The sequence below is a fragment of the Streptomyces sp. NBC_01525 genome (genome assembly GCF_045040405.1).
Classification (GTDB): domain Bacteria; phylum Actinomycetota; class Actinomycetes; order Streptomycetales; family Streptomycetaceae; genus Streptomyces; species Streptomyces benahoarensis.
The window spans coordinates 526,076-542,384 of the sequence record NZ_CP109397.1; the positions used below are offsets into that span (position 1 = coordinate 526,076).

The window sequence follows — 16,309 nt, forward strand, 5'->3', positions numbered from 1 at the left end:
TCGGTGTGTGGTGGTGCCTGACTCGCCTCGCCGACGACTCGCTCGCCGACAACTGACGCATCAGCAGCCTGCAGGGATTTATCGGGTCTGATGCAGCATCGGGTGACAGGTTCGGCCACGCAGATTGGAGGGCCGATGTGATCATGACGGTCTCGAATCCGACGGGTGTGAGCCGGCCGAGTGCAGCTTGTCTGCGGCGCCGGTTGTAGGTCCTCTCGATCCAGGACACGATCGCGATCCGCAGTTCTTCACGGGTGGCCCAGGTCCGGCGGTCGAGGACGTTCTTCTGCAGCAGGCTGAAGAAAGACTCCATGGCCGCGTTGTCGCCGGCCCCCCGACTCTCCCAATCGATCCGGCCATCCGGTGGTGGTCGAGGACTCAGACGAACTTCCCGGACCGGAACTGTGATCCGCGATCGCTGTGCAGGATGCACCCGTCGACGTGTTCACGCCGGGCCACGGCGTTGTCCAGGGCGGCTACGGCGAGGCAAGACTTCATCCGCGCATCGATGGAGTAGCCCACGACCCTTTTGCTGAAGACATCTCTGATCGCGCAGAGGTACAGCTTGCCTTGGCCGGTGGCGTGTTCGGTGATGTCGGCGAACCACAGCCGGTTCGGGCCGGTCGCGGTGAAGTTACGGCTCACGAGATCGTCGTGCACCGGCGAGCCGGCCTTCTTGCCCCGGCCACGCTTCTTCCCGAAGACACTCCACCAGCGGTTTTCCCGGCAGATCCGCCACGCGGTGTGCTCGGCCATGCCGACCCCGGGCACCACACGCTTCATCGGCCAGGAAACGGTAGCCGAACTCTGGGGCGTCGCGGTGGGCGTCGAACAGTGCGTTCGCGCGATATGCCTCCGCCAGCACGGCGTCGGCAACCGGCTTGCCCAGCCAGCGGTAGTAGGGCTGTCTGACGAGCTTGAGCACCCGGCACGTCACCGTGACGGGCACCCCGTCCACGGCCAGCTCTTTCACGAGCAGGTAGATCCTTTTCCCGGCAGATGCGCCTGCGACAGATAGGGCGGCCCGGCGTAGGACCTCGTTCTCCTGCTCCAGCAGCTTGATCCGCCGACGTGTTTCCCGCAGTTCCGCGCTCTCCTGGCTGGGCACCCCGGGCTTGGTCCCGTCGTCGATATCCGCCCGGCGCATCCATTTCCACAACGTCATCGGATGGACCCCGAAGTCGGTGGCCACCTGCTCCACCGTCACACCCAGGGCCGCGGTTCCTCGCGACCCACATGACGCCCTGGCGGAACTCTTCCGGATATGGCTTGGGCACAGCGATAACCTCCACCCGCCCTACAGGGCGAGCCAGTTCAGATGTCACCTGATCATGCATCAGGTTCGCAGCGTTTCCGCTCCAGCTCGAAGTCGGCGGCCAAGCCATGGCGTCCGTACGCATGTGGCGCCGTCAGCGTCGGTAGGGTCCTCTCGTGACGTACATAGTGACCCTCACCCCGGGCCAGGTCGCCGAGAACGAAGACGACTGGCTCGTCTCGGAGCGCTTCACGAAAGGACTGCCCACAGGGCTCGACACGTCAGACACCGGTACCCGGTTGGCGTTCCTGGTCTGCGATAACCGGGCGCGTTCCGCGAACAACGGCCGCAATGGGCTCGCCGAACACGGCCGCTTCATCATCTGGATGGGGTCGGTCCAGCGTGTCAACATCGTGGGCCCGGTCGACAGAAGCATCACCATCGAACCCATGCGCAGATGTCCGAAGCCGGTGCCCCTAGACGGTCCCGACGGGATCCTCGCCTCCCTGCCCTCGACACACCGGGATCACGTGGAGCGGGCTCTCTCCGGAAGCGCGGGCCACTGCGGCATGACGACCTGGCAGGCTTTACGGGAAGCACTACTGAGACGCCACCCCGAGTTGGCCCGGTACATCGACTGGATACTCGCCCTTCTCAACCCGATCGTCTTCAACACCGATGACGCGGCGGACTGTGCGTGGCAGGAACAAAGGGACGCGGCTCAATCCCTCACTCGCGTGGCCGACTTCCCGCACTCCGCGCTGTCAGCCTGGGGCCGCCCCGCGTCGCGGGACGAGCCATATCTGGCCGGACTGATTCCGGACCCGGTGGAGAACAGCCTGATCGACCATGACGTGCGGGCCGGGCTGGGTGGCAGCGAAGCGCCCCGATTCGATGACTGGCGGCAACGCAGTGACGTGCGATGCGACATCCACGTACTGGAAGACTCCACAGGACGCCGTCTCGAAGTCGTCAACGTCAATGCCACCCTGGTCGAAACGCGACTGGGAACGGACATGATCTACTACCACCACCCCACGCACAGCTTCGTCCTCGTCCAGTACAAGCGCCTGAAAAGTCGGCATAAGGAATACCGGGTAGACAAGCAGCTCTTGGACCAGATGGACCGCTTGGAGCAGGTTTCACAGCTCAGTTCAAAGCCTGCCCGATCCCACGAGTGGCGCCTCTCCCCAGACGCGTGCTTCCTGAAGTTCGCACACTGGCGGAACGGGGCAGCTTCCAGCACCGAGCTGGCCCACGGCATGTACATCCCCCTCTCTTACGCCCGAGTCCTCCTAGAGGACGACTGCACGCTCGGCCCCAGGGGTGGACGCATCTTCAGCTACGAGAGGGCAGTCAACTACCTCGTCGGTGCGGAGTTCGCGGAGCTGGTGAAGCTCGGCCGAGTCGGAACCGTGGGCACCAGCGTCGAGCAGTTGAGGGACTTCGGGCTGCAACGCGCCCGCGAGGGGTACAGCGTCATGCTGGGGTTTGAAACGAGCGACGAGACGCCTCGCGAACGTGCCGTACGCACCCGCAGTCGCAGCGCGAAGAAGAGGCCGAAGGTGAACTCCTACTCCCCACCCACCTCACAGCAGAAGTGAACGATCGCGATCTACGAGCGTGCCAGCCGAGGGGGTACGTCGACACTCCATAGGCGTGCTCGTGCAGGCTGCGTGCGGAACTCTGCGGTCTTGATCGGTTGATGGGATGCGCCCGAGCGGCTTTGCCAGTTTCTCCGCAGTTGACTGCGCCAGCCGCGATCAGGTGGAGCTCAACGTGAGGCACCAGCCGCATGATGGCGCGCCAGGGTTGCCCCCCTCACGGGACATCCGTCAACAGATGTGCTGGATCTTCCGCCGCAGCATCCCCTGGTTACTACGCCGAATCCCCCAGCCATGCGGGAGGTACTCCGTGAGCTCGCGACGGTCGATGCCCGCGCCTCCGCGTGGCCATTCGACGCTGACGCCGCTTGGTACTCCATCAGGACCAGCCGACCAACCAGAGCCGTGATCCGGGCTTCAGCTCGCTCGCAAACGCCTTCGCCCCTGTCCGTGCAGGACAGAGGCGAAGGGGCGTTCATGCCGCGATGGTGAGCGGGGCTTCCATTCACTCCCAGGCTCCGAGGTCGGCCTTGTACGCGTCCCTTGCAGGTGCGCGTAGCGCTGGGTGGTCTGGATGCTCTCGTGGCCCAGGAGGCGCTGGACCTCGTAGAGCGAAACTCCCTTCTGGACCAGCCACGGGGCACAGGTGTGGCGCACGAAGTGCGGCGGGGAGTGCGCGACGAGCTGCTGCTCGCCGTCGCCGTAGTAGGCACCGTTGACAACTGGCCACCAGGTCTGCCGTCACCAGATGCCGTCATCGAGGAGGCGGCCGGCGCGGCGCTTGGCGAGGGTGGTGAACACCACGACATCGCGGTCGAGCCGGTAGATGTGGCGTTCGAGGACCTCCAGGACGTGGGACGGGAGCGGGATCTCCCGGCGGCTCTGGAACTCTTCGGGTACTCCTTGATGCCGCTCTTGGGGCTGACCTCCACCACGAACAGGCGCGAGCGGCGCTGGTCGGTGCGGTGGCGGCGCAGGCAAGAGAGTTTGCCCCAGCGCAGGCCGGTGTAGAAGCCAAGCGAACGATGCGACCTTGGCCTCCGGCAGCGTTGCCACGACCAGGGTGACTACGCCCAGCCTGTGAGCAGCACGGGCACCAACAGCCGAAAGAACATACGGGCAGGTCAGCGACCCACGACCACCTATCACTACAGGTCAAGGCCCCGCTGGCCTCTAGCAGCTCCACGCAGAGCGTTGCCTGTTCTCGCCCCTCATCGACGCTCGCCACCTTGATGGGGCCCGAGCTGCCCGAAGCCCTTGGCCGCCTTCTCCAGCACCACGACGCACTCCACATGATGCGTCATCGAGAAGAGGTAGACCCAATTCCGACAACGACACATACTGCACCTCGCCGGGGCATTTGGATCGAAGCTCAAGCGGCGAGTCTCAACCCACGCAGGCAACGCGGTCGAGGAAGGTCGATAAGGTCCACACCCGTAATTTCCGGCACAGGCAGGAGTCGGCCACCCCTTCCACCTTTGGAGACCCGCAGATCACGCGCTGCGAACACAGTGACCTCCGGCCTCACCGCGGGGATTCCGATACACCCGAATCGGCGCCGCCGCCTCTCATGCAGAGCACGGACGCATTGAACGCACTCAGACTGCAAGCCGTTCACTGCATGCGCCTTTGTGACGCGACTCCAGCACACCTGCTTTGGCGTCCCGCTTTCAAACACGTCCAGGACACCAGATGATCCTCAAGACAGACATTGACGGAGGTCGACTCCGAAATTCGACCTCACACAGCCTCTACCCCAGGCGATCCGCTCCTGATCCACGCCACGCAACGGAGTGATATGACGCCCCATCAGTAGCAACTGACGCTGCATCATCGAACTCAGCGTCGAGTCAGCATGCACCCTGCCAGAGGTGGCGACAGGCGGCGACACATGCACATACCTCATTCCGCTCCGCACCACCTCTGACCTGCATAGCTGCTGGTCAACCCGCCCCTCCCGCAACCTTGCCCAAAACCCGCTGCCAATGGCAACGAACTGGTCTCCGACTCCCTGGTCTGGCGCTACGACCCCAAGGCCAGCCCGGACGGCCTGGAAGGCGAGGAGGGCACCTTCTCCATCTGTTCCTTCTGGTACGTCGAGGCCCTCACACGTGCCGGGCGCCTGAACGAAGCCCGCCTGGCCTTCGAGAAGATGCTCACCTACGCCAACCACCTCGGCCTGTACGCGGAAGAGATCAGCCACACCGGAGAGCAACAGGGCAATTTCCCCCAGGCTTTCACCCACCTTGCCCTGATCAGCGCCGCCTTCAATCGCGACCGCGCCTTGGGGTGATCTGCCACGCTCCGCATCTTTTCCATTACGTTCAGCTCAACGAACCCCCGCCTTCCTCGACTCGTTCGGCACCCCGAACGCGGTCCGCAGCTACGGGATCGGGGTCGGCAAGGCCGCGGAGCGGATCGGCGAAGGTCGCCCGCTGGCGTCGGTCGCGGAAGACGAGATCGGCGAGGCTCTGGGGCACCGCGGCGGTCAACACCTGGACAGCCGGGTGGCGGTACTGTCCTGGTCGGCGGGTGCGCCGAGTCTCAGCGGCTTCAGCCGGCTCGGTCTGCCGGGGCCGTATTGCCTCCACAAACGCACGTGATCACGGTTGCCGCTTCCATGTGGGCAGGCACTCCGGAAGCCCCCGGACCTGCACGAACCGGTCAGTGATCAAGAACTACAGCCGCCCTGAGAGATGGTTTCCGTAACAGCGCATTTGCGGTCGTCGGAAGACGGGGTGACCATTTTTTTAGGGGTAACGGCCGGCAAAGCTTGATGCCATCGGCATGTGTACCGCGGCCTTCGGGCCGTGACGCTCATCGGGAGTAAGCGTCACCGCGAATCCACCGCCGTGGCGAAGAAGATCGAACATGCGGGTGCTCAGCCGGTGGCGTCGGCGGGGCGACGGGTGGGTTTGTCCAGCTGGGCGGCGATCGGAAGGAGTCTGCCCATGCGAATCGCCGTGGACCTAAATCGATGTCAGGGATATGCACAATGCGTGTATTTGGCACACGAGGTCTTCAGATTGACTGGCCAGGAGGCGCTCACCTACGAGCCGAATCCCGATGACGAGCGGCGCCTGCAGGTTGAGCGAGCCGCTGCGGCGTGTCCGGTGCAGGCGATCGTGATCGACCGCTTGGACGGCGCGAAGGGGAGCGCGACGTCATGACCGTGCCGGCAACGGTCGCAGAGCTGGTGCGCCAGTTCAGAGCCAACGGCCGGATTGTCATCGTCGGTGCGTCCCTGGCCGGACTGCGGGCCGCCGAGGCCCTGCGTGAGGAGGGCTTCACCGGGTCTTTGACCATTATCGGGGACGAGCCGTACGAGCCCTACGACCGTCCCCCGCTGTCCAAGCAGGTGCTCAAAGGCTGGGTGCCGGCCGACCACACCAAGCTGCCCCGCCTGCGAGAAGTGAATGCGCAGTGGCGGCTCGGGGTGACGGCCACCGGGTTGGACCGGATCGCCAAGCAGGTCCACCTGGGCAACGGCGAGCAGATCCCGTACGACCGGTTGCTGATCGCCACGGGCACCCGGGCGCGACAGTGGCCGAACCCGGAAGAGGCCGCCCTGGACGGGGTCTACTCGCTGCGCTCGCGTGATGATGCCGCACAGCTGCAAAAGGCGCTGGCCGCGCCGCCGTCGCGGGTCGTGGTCATCGGCGCCGGGTTCATCGGCTCCGAGGTGACCTCCGTCTGCCGGGAACTCGATCTCCCGGTGACCGTCGTGGAACGGGGCTCGGCGCCGCTGGTCGGCGCGCTCGGCGGGGTGATCGGTGAGATCGCCGCGGAGATCCAGCGCGACCACGGCGTGGACCTGCGCTGCGGGCTGGGCGTGTCGTCACTGGAGGGCGACTCCGGCGGACATGTGCGGCGTGCTCATCTCTCGGACGGAACCACCGTCGACGCCGACGTGGTGGTGGCTTCGCTGGGGTCGATCCGCAACGTGGAATGGCTGGAGGGCGCCGGGCTGGCGTCCGGTTTCTGGGGTGTCGGTTGCGACGCCGGCGGTCGCGCCTTCGACATCAACGGCGTGGTCACCGACAGCATTTACGTGGCTGGGGACGTGGCGCGCTCGCCCCACGTGCTGTACGAGTACCAGTTCCTCGCGATGGAGCACTGGGACAATGCCGTTCTTGGCGCCGAGGCCGCGGCCCACAACATGGTGAACCTCGAGCCCCACTATCGCCCGCATCTGTTGCTGCCCGGCTTCTGGTCCGGTCAGTTCGGCGTCAACATCAAGTCCGTCGGCGTGCCGCCGTTCGGCGACGAGATCGTCTTCACGCAGGGGTCCGTCAAGGAGCGCCACTTCGCTGCCGCCTACGGTCGCCGGGGCCGCATCGTCGCCGCCGTCACGTTCGATCACGGTAAGTGGCTGGAGTACTACGGGAAGCTGATCGAGCAATCGGGTCCGTTCCCGCCTCCGCCGCCGGGCTGGGACCAGCCCACCGGCATGAAGCCGATCCCGGCCGAGTTCCCGCAACCCGGCGTCCCGACGGCGATCCCCGACGTCGTCCTGACCGGCCACGACCCGAGCGAGCGGGGGGCCGAGTTCCGGTCTCGCCCTCGTTGACGCGCCCGCCGGATGGGCGTGCAAGCGGACAGCACCGACAGAAAGAAGGAGGGGAGCCTCGTGGTCGAGGAAACGCCCTGGCAGCAGGCCCTCCGCTATGCCAACCGCGCCAATCCGTACCCGTTCTACGAGGAACTCCGCAGGACACCGGTGGCGCGGCAGCCGGACGGCACCTACGTCGTCAGCACCTACCAAGAGATCGTCGCGCTGCTGCACGACCCCCGGGTCAGTTCGGATGTCAGGAAGCTCCCCGGCCCGGCCTCGGCCCCGGCCGAGGGCTCGGCGGAGGCCGAGCCGATCACGGAGACGGTCATCTTGGAGCCGAACATCATCACCCAGGATCCACCCGAGCACGATCGAGATCGCCGGATGATGATGCCGCATTTCGTCGGCCCACCCCATTCCCCTCACCTGATCTCCGACCTGGAACCCGAGATCCGCCGCATCGTGGACGGCCTCCTGGACACCATGCAGGGCAAGACCCGGATCGATGCCGTCGACGAGTTCGCCTACCCCCTGCCGGTGACCGTGATCTGCAAGGTCCTGGGCGTGCCACTGGAAGACGAGCCACGCTTCCACGGCTGGATCGAGACGGCCCTGGACGCTTTGGATTTCGGCCCCGAGGCTGCCTCCGAGGAGATACAGAGCCGACTGGCAGGGGGGCGCCAGGCCGTGAAGGAGTTCGGGGAGTTCGCAGCTGAGCTGCTCGACCGGTACGCCCAGCAGCCGGGCCCGGGCATGCTCTCGGCGATGGTGAACGAGGACGGCCCGGAGGGACGGATGTCCAAGGGCGTGCTCGTGAGCAATGCCTTGCTCCTGATCTTCGCCGGGCACGAAACCACGGTCAATCTCATCGCCCACAGCGTGCTCACCTTGCTGCGGCACCCCGACGCGCTCGAGAAGCTGCGCCGCCGGCCCGAGCTGATCGTGCCCGGGGTCGAGGAGTTGCTGCGCTTCGAGTCGTCGGTCCAGTTCTGGCACACCCGCTCCGCCGTGGAAGACATCGACATCGCAGGCACCACCATCCCGAAGGGCGCGCCGATCTTCCTGGCCTACGGCTCGGCGAACCGCGACCCGAAGCGGTTCGCCAACCCCGACGAGCTTGACCTCGAACGCCGGGACAACCAGCACCTCGGGTTCAGCCAGGGCATCCACTTCTGCTTCGGCGCTCCGCTCGCGCGGCTCGAGGTCCAGGTCGCGGTCGGCGAGTTCATCCGCCGGGTGGAAAACCCCCGGCTCGTAGAAGACCCACCGCCGTACCGCCACAACCAGATATTCCGCGGCCCGCGCCACGTCCTGGTCGACATCGACGGGATCCGCGACTGACTCGGCATGCGTAAAGGATCGCTATGCGGGCTTTTCAACTGGTCGGATGGCAGCAACCGCCCGAGCTGCGCGAGGTGCCGGTGCCCGAGCCAGGGCCGGGCCAAGTCCTGGTGAAGGTCGCGGGTGCCGGTGCATGCCACTCAGATCTGCACATCATGGAGGCACCCGGACCATCACCCGGGTTCGCCACGGAACTGCCCTTCACACTCGGCCATGAGAATGCGGGATGGGTGGAAAGGCCGGGACCGGGTGTCACCGGGTTCGCGCCCGGAGACCCTGTCATGGTCTATGGCCCCTGGGGCTGTGGGACGTGCGCCAACTGCCGGGAGGGCCGGGAGAACTACTGCCAGAAGGCCAGTGGTCAGGGCGGGGGCCTGGGAGGCGGTCACGACGGCGGAATGGCTGAGTACCTGCTGGTCCCGGCGGCGCGATTCCTGATCCCGCTGGGCACCCTCGACCCCCGCCAGGCCGCCCCGCTCAGCGACGCGGGGCTGACCAGCTATCACGCCGTCAAGCGATCGGTGCACCTGCTGGGGCCGGGCTCGACCGCTGTGGTGATCGGGGCGGGCGGTCTGGGCCAGATGGCCATCCAGATAGTGCGAGCGCTCAGCGCGGCGACCACCGTCGTCGCCGTGGACACCGATGCCGGAAAGCTCGAAACCGCCAAGCGCATGGGCGCGGACGAGGTGCTGCTCTCGGGCGGGGAGGCGGTCACGCGCATCAAGGACGTGACGGGGCAGCAGGGCGCTCAGCTCGTGCTGGACATGGTCGGCATAGACCCGACTCTGCGGATGGCTGCTCAGGTGGCAAGGGCACTTGGCCACCTGACCATCGTCGGTCTCGGCGGCGGAGCCCTGCCCGTCAACTTCGCGAGCCCGCCGCACGAGTGCTCGGTCGCCTCGCCCTACTGGGGCTCCCTTCCCGAACTGATGGAAGCGATCACCCTCGCCCAGCAGCAAAAGATCAAGATGCTGCTCGAGCACTTCCCCTTGGAACGCGCCAACGAGGCATACCAGCTCCTGCACGACGGCAAGATCCAAGGACGCGCCGTCATCACCCCCCACCCATGAGTACTGTCACCAAGGCGACCGGGCTGGTGCCGGAAGCCGTAGCTGCCGGAGGAAACGCCATGGAGGCTGTGGCCGGTGCGATCGCCGGACCGGGCCGGTGGCGGACGGCGCAGTCAGCAGCGGGCGTGGTAACGGCGGCCGTGCCGGCGCCTGTGACTGTGACGGGCGCGGGGCTGATGAACGCGGCCTGTCGGCGCTTGCCATGACCGAGAACGCGTTCCGACCGGTGGCTGCCGCGCTGCGGCCGTATCTGATCGTGAATCCCCGCTCGGGAGGAGGGAAGGCGAGCCGGTTCCACATCGCGGAAAAGGCCCGTGCGTTGGGGGCTCAGGTTCTCCTGCTCGATCCTTCCCAACCCCAGGACCTCGCAACTGTCGCCCGACGTGCGGTGGATGACGGTGCGGATCTGCTGGGGGTGGCCGCCGGAGACGGCACGCAGGCACTTGTCGCCGGCGTGGCTGCGAAGAGCGGTCTTCCTTTCGTGGTCATTCCGGCCGGCACCCGCAACCACTTCGCGATGGACCTCGGCCTGGACCGTGACGACCCGTCGGCCGCGCTGGAGGCCCTCACCGACGGCGTCGAACTGTGCGTGGATCTCGGGTTCGCAGGCGAGCGGGTGTTCGTCAACAACGTGTCGTTCGGTGCCTATGCCGCCCTGGTACAGGACCCGGCCTATCGGGACGACAAGATCGGCACGACGGTGCGGATCCTCCCGGAATTCCTGGCCCGCCACGAGGGCCCGGAGCTGGTGGTACGCGCCGGGCTGCTCACTGTCGACCGGCCTGATGCCGTGCTGGTGAGCAACAACCCCTACCGGGCCGATGACCCGGCCGGGCTTGGCAGGCGTGCGCAATTGGACTCCGGGCTCCTGGGGGTACTGGCCGCCAGGGCGGAGACGCCCGCCGAGACCGGCGCCCGGCTGCGAGATGGGCAGACGCACGGCCTGACCAATCTGGCCACCTCTGAAGAGGTCGTCGTCGATGCCGGCATCCCCTTCATCCCCGTCGGGCTGGACGGTGAAGCCGTCACCCTGCCAACTCCCGTGCGGTGCCAGATCATTCCCGGGACGCTACGGGTACGGGTTCCCCGCCATCGTCCGGGCGTCGCGCCCACCGGGCGGCCGCCGGGCAGGGGCGCCATCCGCCGGTTGGCCTCGGCTGTCGGGCGAGCTGTTCACGGCCATCATGCCGGCTGACGGAAGCCGAACCGGGCAGAGCGCGGACTTCCGCCGACCGGATCGAAACCGCACACCGCTATCTGGCCACACTGCTCGGTGGCCTGCGAGCCACACCACCGAACGCGTGAGATGTCTCCCGTGTCACCGCCCCGGGTGATCCCGGCGCACTGCGTCGGCGCCGGGTACTTCCGATCGCCTGCGGTCTGCTCCGGCCTGCCCATCAACGTCCGGAAGGCTTGCAGGCTGCGCTCAAGGGAGCACAGATCGACTCCCATTGATCGCCAGGGGGCGAGACGTGGCAGGCAGGATCCTCGAACCCTCCTCAACTCGAAGGACCGGAGCGTCTCTGCGAACGAGGCGTTCAGGGACCGGCAGGCGCACCGGCAGACCGTGCTCGCCTGCCTCGCGGAGCACTCACGGGGCTCGCAAAACGATCGCGGCCGCCCGTGCCTGCCTACGCTGAGTACACCCCAGCGCCCTTCCGGAAACGTTGCACTCCGGGGAATCAATATCTATTCCGGCGACGTGAGAGTTTAGCGGGCCATACGGGCAGAGTTTTTCCTGCAACGAACAGCATGGAATTTTGCAGCGCACACCGGCCGTTCCAGCGTGCTACTGTCGGTGTCAGTTGCAGTTGTGGTTCCCAAAACTTCAAGTGCCCCCATTCGGCTCCTGCCGGTGAGAGCGCTTTTGTATTTCCGGTCATTTTCCGGGCGGGGTAATCATCGCGGCGACACGGCGTCCGCGCAGTGCGGATTCCGCTGTACTGCCCCAAAGGAGATATGACATGGCTGCTGGTACCGTGAAGTGGTTCAACGCGGAAAAGGGCTTCGGCTTCATCGAGCAGGACGGTGGCGGCGCTGACGTGTTCGCCCACTACTCGAACATCGCCGCCCAGGGCTTCCGTGAGCTGCTCGAAGGCCAGAAGGTGAACTTCGACATCGCGCAGGGCCAGAAGGGCCCGACGGCCGAGAACATCGTTCCGGCCTGACGCTGACGCACACTTTGTAGCTGGGGCCCGCATCCTTCGGGGTGCGGGCCCCAGCTGCACGCATTTCCCGCAGCGGTTTCACCTGCGGGACGACTCGGAGGAATCCGCAGTCTCACCACGCGCGGACCCTCCTTCAGGGATGCAGGCGCATCCTGAAGAGCTACACCGCAGTCGACGCCCGGATTTTACGCCCCCGCCGCGTCTCCCATTTCAGCACCCGCGCCCGCGCAGATTTCCGCCGGCCGGACCTGCTTTCTTTTACCATCGGTCCATACTTGTAATTCCCCGTGCCGCTCATTGCTGGCGGGAATTCCTTGATATGCGCCGCATCGAGGAAGGTTCCGCATGAACCGCACACGCACAATCGACCGCTCCGCCCGCACCCGTAATGGCAGTGCCGACGCCGGAAAGGGCGGCAGCCGCTTCGGCTCGCCGGCACCGCGCCGTTCCGGCGGGACGGCCCGTTCCGGCGGTTACGGCCGCCGGCCCGCCGCAGTGCAGGGTGAGTTCGCGCTCCCCAAGACGATCACCCCTGCGCTGCCTGCCGTGGAGGGCTTTGCCGGTCTCGGCATGCCTGAGCAACTACTGGCCGAACTCGGCAAGCAGGGCGTGACCGCGCCGTTCCCGATCCAGGGCGCGACGCTGCCGAACTCTCTGGCGGGCCGTGACGTCCTGGGCCGCGGGCGCACCGGTTCCGGCAAGACCCTTGCCTTCGGCCTCGCCCTGCTCGCCCGCACCGCCGGACAGCGTGCTGAGTCCCGCCAGCCGCTGGGGCTGATCCTCGTACCGACGCGTGAGCTGGCGCAGCAGGTGTCCGACGCGCTCACTCCGTACGCCCGCTCAGTCAAGCTGCGGATGGCCACGGTGGTGGGCGGGATGTCGATCGGCAAGCAGGCCGGCGCGCTGCGAGGCGGGGCCGAGGTCGCCGTCGCGACCCCGGGCCGGCTCAAGGACCTCATCGACCGTGGCGACTGCCGGCTGAACCAGGTGGGCATCACGGTGCTGGACGAGGCTGACCAGATGGCTGACATGGGTTTCATGCCGCAGGTCACTGCGTTGCTCGACCAGGTGCGTCCGGAGGGGCAGCGGATGCTGTTCTCCGCCACCTTGGACCGTAACGTCGACCTGCTGGTGCGGCGTTATCTGACCGACCCCGTCGTGCATTCGGTCGACCCGTCGGCCGGTGCGGTCACGACGATGGAGCACCACGTCCTGCACGTCCACGGCGCCGACAAGCACGCCGCCACGACCGAGATCGCCGCCCGCGACGGCCGCGTGATCATGTTCCTGGACACCAAGCACGCCGTCGACCGGCTGACCCAGGACCTGCTCAACAGCGGGGTCCGGGCCGCCGCGCTGCACGGCGGCAAGTCGCAGCCGCAGCGCACCCGCACCCTGACGCAGTTCAAGTCCGGTCATGTGACGGTGCTGGTGGCCACCAACGTCGCCGCCCGCGGCATCCACGTCGACAACCTCGACCTCGTCGTCAACGTCGACCCGCCCACCGACCACAAGGACTACCTCCACCGCGGCGGCCGTACCGCCCGCGCCGGCGAGTCCGGCAGCGTCGTCACGCTCGTCACACCGAACCAGCGCCGAGGCATGGTCCGCCTCATGTCGGACGCCGGTATCCGGCCGCAGACCACCCAGATCCGCTCGGGCGAAGAGGCCCTGAGCCGGATCACCGGCGCCCAGGCCCCGTCCGGCATCCCGGTCGTCATTACCGCTCCGGTGGTCGAACGTCCCAAGCGCAGTGCCTCCTCCCGAGGCCGGCGCCGCCCCTCTTCGGCGACCCGGCGCGAGCCCGTACGCCAGTCCGTCTTCGATGCGGTGGCCTAGAACCTTCGTGATCAGGAAGCTGACCCATCTCTGCAGGAGGCACCTTTTGTCGCTGGTTCAGATGCAGCCCCGCCCGGCAAGCGCCAACCCCGTGCACAGGACGGTGGTTGAGGTCATGGACGCGGCCGGACCGCAGGTCTGTGACGACATGAGCGTCGAGGTGGCGCTGGCCGTCATGGCCGCCGCCCGCACGGGTCGACTGGTCGTCTGCGACCAGGACGGCCAGTGCACCGGCCTGGTCACCCGAACTGACCTCACCGCCGTCCGCGGCAGCTCCGCTTACACGGACCGCGTCCGGCTGCGCGACATCCTCGGCGACCACGGATCGTTCACCTCACCCGTGACCACTGCGGCCGAAGCCGAGCCCGTGATGCGCTCCCGTCGGCTCGGTGCCCCGCCGGTGGTCGGCGAGCAAGGCAGCGTCCTGGGCATCCTCGCCCCCTCCCGCTGAACCGTCTCCCCCTGGTCGGGCTGTTCTCCCCTTCTCGCTGTGAGGTCACATGCGCTGCATCATCGCCCGCTTCCCCTTCGAGCTCACCAAGAGCGGCGTGCTGGAATCGATGAAGGGCGTCAAGCCCGAACCGGGCACCGGCGAAACGGTGGCCATCGGCCGCCGCCACTACCCCGTCAAGCAAGTCGGCCAGGTCATCACCCGCCAGGACCGCCGTGACTTCAGCGCCGCCGAAGTCCTCCGGGCCATGACTCGGCTCGGCTTCGCCTGCCGCCCCCTCCCCAAGGCCGCACCCGTACGCATCCTCAGCCCGCTCCAGCAAGCCTCCGCGATGCTCGGCACCCCCGTCTCCGTCTGACCGAGGGAACAAGGCACGAGCCCACACCGCGTACAGCGGGTTCTCCTCGCAGTGGTTGCTCAGCGGTCGGAATAGCTGAAGTCGCCCACGGTCCAGGCGCTGACGTCCTCGATCGCGACGCGGTACATCCCGCCCGTCTCCGGGATCCCGACCGTGCCCTGCAGGATCCGGGCGACATGGAAGTGCAGGTGCGTAGGCGGCCCGTTCGTCGCGGGGGTGTCGAAGACGGCGGAGAACTCGCCCAAGCGGTCCGAATCCGTCAGTACCTCCGACACCCTCTGCCGCCACACTGCTTCGGGAGCCAGCCGACCGGTGAGGACAGCACCACCGGTGACCACGGTCAGGGACATCTGATTGCTCTGCCGGGACTCCACCAGGGCGGCGACGTCAACCAGCAGCTCGTCAGGCTTCGACATGAGGCAGATTATATTTACCGGCCCTCCGGCTGCTTGAGCGGTGGAGCTACCGGGCAAGACGGGCGCTTAGAGCTCGTAACACGATCTTGCTGAATCGCCCTGGTTGGCCGTGACCGGTGTGAGGATTCGGCCGTTCGTGATGGTGTGACTACTCGGCCGTGGATCGTGGATGACGACTTGTGGGCGCTGATCGAGCCGCTGCTGCCGCCCTGGCCGGAGCGGTCGCCGGGGCCGAGGCCGGTGTCGGACCGACTCTGCCTCCAGGGCATCCTGTTCGTCCTCTACAACGACATAGCCTGGCAACTCCTGCCGTTGGAGCTGGGGTTCGGCTCGGGTCAGACGTGCTGGCGGCGTCTGGACCGGTGGCAGAAGGCCGGCGTCTTCGACCGGCTGCACCGGATCCTGCTCGCGGAGCTAAACGCGGCCGGCGAACTCGACTGGTCCCGGGCGTGTGTGGATGGTTCACACATCCGGGCGAAAAAGGGGGTGCCGACACCGGTCCGTCGCCGGTCGACCGGCGCAAGACAGGCAGCAAACATCACCTGATCTGCGACGGGCGCGGCACCCCGCTCAAAGTCATCACTACTGCGGCCAACGTCAATGACGTCACCCAGATCCTCGCCCTGGTCGACGGCATCCCGCCCGTCGCGGGCCGCCCCGGCCGGCCCCGCCGCAGGCCCGAAGCCCTGCTCGGCGACAAGGGCTACGACTCCAACGTCCATCGTGACGAACTGCGTCACCGGCGGATCCTGCCCATCATCTCCCGCAAGGGATCACCGAACATCAAGGGCATGAGCGAGCTCCGCTACGTCGTCGAGCAGACCTTCGCCCTGCTCCACCACTTCAAACGCCTCACTGTCCGATGGGAGCGTCGCACTGAACTCCACTACGCCTTCGTCTCCCTCGCCTGCAGCCTCATCTGCTGGAGACGTCTCAAGAAAGCCCGCTCATGATCGTGTTACGAGCTCTTATGGTCTTGCCGCCGGAGGCCCGGCGGGTGACCGCGGTGGCGCGGGTGAGGCGGTTGACCATGGGCCAGAGAGAGGCAGCGGGCCGAAGAAGCGGATCCTCGTCGAGGCACTGATGCGGCAGCAGGAGCGCCAGTCCGCGAATCGCGGCACCAGCGCCGGCGTGCACCGCTTTCACGAGCTGCTCGCCATCGGGCCAGGATCGTCAAGGCCGGCGCAGGCCCTGGTGCCACGCCCGTCACCGGCCGGCCCGTCGGGGTGATACGGCCGGAAGCATGAATGCC

At 66.9% G+C, this 16,309-nt stretch carries 14 protein-coding genes and 3 pseudogenes; 14 read left to right on the forward strand and 3 right to left on the reverse strand.

What is annotated here, in order from left to right; genetic code table 11:
- Positions 1 to 151 precede the first annotated feature (151 nt).
- Positions 152 to 1,277 (reverse strand): annotated as a pseudogene (locus OG422_RS02340) (IS3 family transposase); the annotation flags it as partial.
- Positions 1,278 to 1,431: 154 nt separating this feature from the next.
- Here OG422_RS02340 and OG422_RS02345 point away from each other — a divergent pair.
- Positions 1,432 to 2,859: a hypothetical protein gene (locus OG422_RS02345; protein WP_168481750.1), complete on the forward strand. Its 1,428-nt coding sequence runs from the start codon at positions 1,432 to 1,434 to the stop codon at positions 2,857 to 2,859.
- A gap of 417 nt (positions 2,860 to 3,276) precedes the next feature.
- Here OG422_RS02345 and OG422_RS02350 read toward each other — a convergent pair whose 3' ends face one another.
- Positions 3,277 to 3,516, reverse strand: a complete 240-nt coding sequence (locus OG422_RS02350; RefSeq protein ID WP_248001352.1) for a tyrosine-type recombinase/integrase — start codon at positions 3,514 to 3,516, stop codon at positions 3,277 to 3,279.
- 3 nt (positions 3,517 to 3,519) lie between these two features.
- On the opposite strand from OG422_RS02350, the gene OG422_RS02355 reads away from it, so the two are divergent.
- The 12 genes and pseudogenes from OG422_RS02355 (at position 3,520) to OG422_RS02410 (ending at position 14,641) form a co-directional block, all read left to right on the forward strand.
- A complete protein-coding gene (locus OG422_RS02355) occupies positions 3,520 to 3,870 on the forward strand; it encodes a hypothetical protein (protein ID WP_405739104.1) in 351 nt (116 codons plus the stop codon).
- A 976-nt stretch (positions 3,871 to 4,846) separates the two neighbouring features.
- Positions 4,847 to 5,152 (forward strand): annotated as a pseudogene (locus OG422_RS02360) (glycoside hydrolase family 15 protein); the annotation flags it as partial.
- Position 5,153: 1 nt separating this feature from the next.
- Positions 5,154 to 5,364 (forward strand): annotated as a pseudogene (locus tag OG422_RS02365) (site-specific integrase); the annotation flags it as partial.
- Between the two features lie 446 nt (positions 5,365 to 5,810).
- Positions 5,811 to 6,029, forward strand: a complete 219-nt coding sequence (locus OG422_RS02370; protein ID WP_266735821.1) for a ferredoxin — start codon at positions 5,811 to 5,813, stop codon at positions 6,027 to 6,029.
- Positions 6,026 to 7,429, forward strand: a complete 1,404-nt coding sequence (locus OG422_RS02375; RefSeq protein WP_405739107.1) for an NAD(P)/FAD-dependent oxidoreductase — start codon at positions 6,026 to 6,028, stop codon at positions 7,427 to 7,429. The genes OG422_RS02370 and OG422_RS02375 overlap by 4 nt, the downstream gene beginning before the upstream one ends.
- Before the next feature lie 60 nt (positions 7,430 to 7,489).
- A complete protein-coding gene (locus OG422_RS02380; protein WP_405739109.1) occupies positions 7,490 to 8,755 on the forward strand; it encodes a cytochrome P450 in 1,266 nt (421 codons plus the stop codon).
- Positions 8,756 to 8,778: 23 nt separating this feature from the next.
- On the forward strand, positions 8,779 to 9,825 hold the full coding sequence (locus tag OG422_RS02385; RefSeq protein WP_405739111.1) for an NAD(P)-dependent alcohol dehydrogenase: 1,047 nt from the start codon (positions 8,779 to 8,781) through the stop codon (positions 9,823 to 9,825).
- A 202-nt stretch (positions 9,826 to 10,027) separates the two neighbouring features.
- Positions 10,028 to 11,020 (forward strand): diacylglycerol/lipid kinase family protein, encoded by a 993-nt coding sequence (locus OG422_RS02390; RefSeq protein WP_405739114.1) that lies wholly within the window; start codon positions 10,028 to 10,030, stop codon positions 11,018 to 11,020.
- A 769-nt stretch (positions 11,021 to 11,789) separates the two neighbouring features.
- Positions 11,790 to 11,993 carry a cold-shock protein gene (locus OG422_RS02395; RefSeq protein ID WP_003973099.1) on the forward strand — a complete coding sequence of 68 codons (204 nt, stop codon included), beginning with the start codon at positions 11,790 to 11,792 and terminating at the stop codon, positions 11,991 to 11,993.
- Between the two features lie 345 nt (positions 11,994 to 12,338).
- Entirely contained in the window at positions 12,339 to 13,832 is a 1,494-nt protein-coding gene (locus OG422_RS02400) for a DEAD/DEAH box helicase (protein WP_405739117.1), read from the forward strand.
- A gap of 46 nt (positions 13,833 to 13,878) precedes the next feature.
- Positions 13,879 to 14,283, forward strand: a complete 405-nt coding sequence (locus OG422_RS02405) for a CBS domain-containing protein (RefSeq protein WP_405739120.1) — start codon at positions 13,879 to 13,881, stop codon at positions 14,281 to 14,283.
- Between the two features lie 49 nt (positions 14,284 to 14,332).
- Positions 14,333 to 14,641: an SCO5918 family protein gene (locus tag OG422_RS02410; RefSeq protein ID WP_405739123.1), complete on the forward strand. Its 309-nt coding sequence runs from the start codon at positions 14,333 to 14,335 to the stop codon at positions 14,639 to 14,641.
- 59 nt (positions 14,642 to 14,700) lie between these two features.
- Here OG422_RS02410 and OG422_RS02415 read toward each other — a convergent pair whose 3' ends face one another.
- Entirely contained in the window at positions 14,701 to 15,057 is a 357-nt protein-coding gene (locus OG422_RS02415; protein WP_405739126.1) for a hypothetical protein, read from the reverse strand.
- Between the two features lie 144 nt (positions 15,058 to 15,201).
- Between OG422_RS02415 and OG422_RS02420 the strand changes: the two genes are divergently transcribed.
- Positions 15,202 to 16,010 (forward strand): IS5 family transposase gene (locus tag OG422_RS02420; protein WP_405739129.1). Its coding sequence is split into 2 segments (ribosomal slippage): positions 15,202 to 15,519 and positions 15,522 to 16,010, totalling 807 coding nucleotides; the frame shifts between segments, so codons are not numbered across the junction.
- Positions 16,011 to 16,309 lie beyond the last annotated feature (299 nt).